This window comes from Ruminococcus sp. (genome assembly GCF_016283395.1).
The window spans coordinates 1-2819 of sequence record NZ_JAEEMU010000017.1; the positions used below are offsets into that span (position 1 = coordinate 1).

The following is a 2819-nucleotide window of genomic DNA, read 5'->3' on the forward strand; positions in this document are numbered from 1 at the left end:
AATACCGTTGAGATATCCCCCCTTTCCTTCTATCAGGTCAATACCGTGCAGGCTGAAAGGCTCTATGCAAAGGCTCTGGAATATGCTTCACCAAAGGGTGACGAGGTAATTGCCGACCTTTACTGCGGCGCAGGCACCATAGGTCTTTCAATGGCTAAGCAGGCGAAGAAGATAGTGGGTGTGGAGATAATCCCTCAGGCCGTTGAGAACGCAAAGAAAAATGCTGTGCGAAACAACATAAGCAATGCGGAGTTCCACTGCGGCGATGCAGGAGAGGTTTTCGGAAAGCTCCGCAGGAAGGGCTGTGCTCCCGATATTATCGTAGTCGACCCGCCGCGAAAGGGCTGCTCGGCTGAGACTATAGATGTTATCGCAGAAGCTGCTCCTAAGAAGATAGTTATGATATCCTGCAATCCTGCTACTGCCGCAAGAGATGCAAAGCTCCTCAGTGAAAAGGGCTATAATGTGGAAAAAGTCTGTGGAGTCGATCTCTTTCCGCGAACAGGTCACGTTGAGTGCGTAGTATTGATGTCAAGGGAAAAATAATTATTTGAATAGCTGAAATCATTTGAAACAGAGCAGTATAATGACATGATTTAAGAGAAAGGATCAGAACCGATATGAGAGCACGTTTTCATCTGCCCGATTTTGCAGGGCATTTCAAATTCAATGTTGTATTTGCGGAGCTTCTCGAAAAGCGTCCCGAGTATTTTCGCGAGGGAGTAGAGATTGCTTCCGTTTACGGTGTATTCCCTCCTTCTATCTGGAACGGCGGACGTACACAGGGCGGTGTCTGTAATCAGAATTTCATAAACACTGTAATAAAGACATTCAACGGAAGAGGTATCCCTCTCCGATTTACTTTCACCAACCCCATGCTTGAAAAGAAGCATCTTAACGATGATTTCTGCAATATGGTCATGCACCTTGCCGACAACGGACTTAACGAAGTTATTGTAATGTCGCCGCTGCTGGAAGACTATATCCGCAAGAACTACCCCAACTACAAGATAACAAGCTCCACCTGCAAGCGTATCACCGACGCTGAACAGCTGTGCAGCGAAGTCGAAAAGGACTACCACATTGTTGTTATCGACTATGATCTCAACCACGATTTTGAGACACTGGAGAAGATACCCGACAAAAAGAAGTGCGAGCTTCTGGTAAATGCCTGCTGCAACCCTAACTGTCCCATGCGTTCAGAGCATTACAAAGCTATCGGCTTACAGCAGATAGCATACTCAAATCATGTAAGAAAATACCCGAATGCGCCCTTCGATACGAAAAAGCTGGTTGCAGAACACCCTGAGATACAGAAGTTTGCGGACTGCCCATGCTCGCAGCGTTCACTTTTCGACATTGTAAAGCTGAAAAATCACATCTCCCCCGATGAGATATGGGGAAAGTATATCCCAATGGGATTTGAGCAGTTCAAACTGGAGGGACGTACTCTCGAGACCCTTAATCTCCTCGAACATTATATGTATTACATGATAAAGCCAGAATGTAAGGATCAGGCACGTTTTGAGTTTCTCAACTGGCTTGCGGCTAACGATGTTATTCAGATAATTGAATGATATCGTAATAAAAAGGAAGAATAGTATGACAGAAATACACCTTATCCCACTGGAAGAGTCTGACATAGAGCAGTTTATCAAGGACAATCAGGCGGCTTTCCGTTACGGTGCTCTTGAAGAATTCGGGCTGCGCGATGACCACTTTGAAGAAGAGGGAGAGATAATCTCACAAAGCACAATTGAACAGTCAATTGACGAGGGCACTGCCTATCGCATAGTACAAAACGGCAAAAACGTAGGCGGTGTAGTTATCAGAACCGAATACGACCACGGAGAACTTGAACTGCTGTTCGTTTCCCCTGCTGTCCACAGCAAGGGCATCGGTTATGCAGCATGGTGCGAGATAGAGGATATGCACCCCGAGGTCACTGTCTGGGAGACTGTTACTCCCTATTTCGAGAAGAGAAATATACATTTTTACGTAAACCGCTGCGGTTTCCACATTGTTGAATACTTCAGCGAGTATCACTGTGTCCCTGATGATAAGGACAGAGAAATGGCTGATATGTTCCGCTTTGAAAAGGTACTCCCCGTATCTTCAGAAGCTGTACAGGAACAGGTAAAACGTGTGAAGTACTATGAGGATATAATGCAGAAAGCTCAGGATATGAGCGATGTATCCCCTGAACTGCACGAAATGCTCAGTGAGTTGAGAGATTATTACGTAAGTGATGCGTGGAAACGCGACTTTTCTTCAGATGAAGCAGGACTTCTGCCTAAGGAGCTTAAACGCGGAGTCCTCTCACAAGACGGTATATACGACCTGCTTGAAAAGTACGATATGTAAGCACTTTCGTGGCGTAACTTCCGCCACTTGAAAAAACAGTTCTGATATGCTATACTATAATTGTAAAAAGCATTATTTTATGATAATCAAAGAAAAGAGGAATTTCTATGTCTAAAAGTCATATGGAAAAGATAAAATGTCCAAAGTGCAGCCATGAGTCGGAAATGCTCGTATGGGAAACTATGGACACAAAGACCGATCCTCAGATAAAGGATATGATAAGAAGCGGCGAAGTTTTTGCATGGCGTTGCCCTCACTGCGATAACAAGTCACTTATCTTCTACCCTACTCTTTATCATCAGGTAAAAGAAAAGTACCTGCTTTGCTATATCCCGGGAAATCCCACTTCAGCTGTTGAGTATATGAAAACTATCAACGAAAATAACGAAAGCGGTTATGATTTTAACGATAATTACACAAAGCGTGTTGTATCCGATATAAACCAGCTCCGCGAA

At 44.4% G+C, this 2819-nt stretch carries 4 protein-coding genes; all 4 read left to right on the forward strand.

Annotated elements, in window-relative coordinates:
* Positions 1–546, forward strand: a 546-nt coding sequence (rlmD, locus tag QZZ41_RS00360; protein WP_295066616.1) for a 23S rRNA (uracil(1939)-C(5))-methyltransferase RlmD, incomplete at its 5' end; no start/stop codon positions are given.
* A 74-nt stretch (positions 547–620) separates the two neighbouring features.
* Positions 621–1577 carry a hypothetical protein gene (locus QZZ41_RS00365; RefSeq protein ID WP_295066618.1) on the forward strand — a complete coding sequence of 319 codons (957 nt, stop codon included), beginning with the start codon at positions 621–623 and terminating at the stop codon, positions 1575–1577.
* A 25-nt stretch (positions 1578–1602) separates the two neighbouring features.
* Positions 1603–2364, forward strand: a complete 762-nt coding sequence (locus tag QZZ41_RS00370) for a GNAT family N-acetyltransferase (RefSeq protein ID WP_295066620.1) — start codon at positions 1603–1605, stop codon at positions 2362–2364.
* A gap of 107 nt (positions 2365–2471) precedes the next feature.
* Positions 2472–2819, forward strand: a 348-nt coding sequence (locus QZZ41_RS00375; protein ID WP_295066621.1) for a CpXC domain-containing protein, incomplete at its 3' end; no start/stop codon positions are given.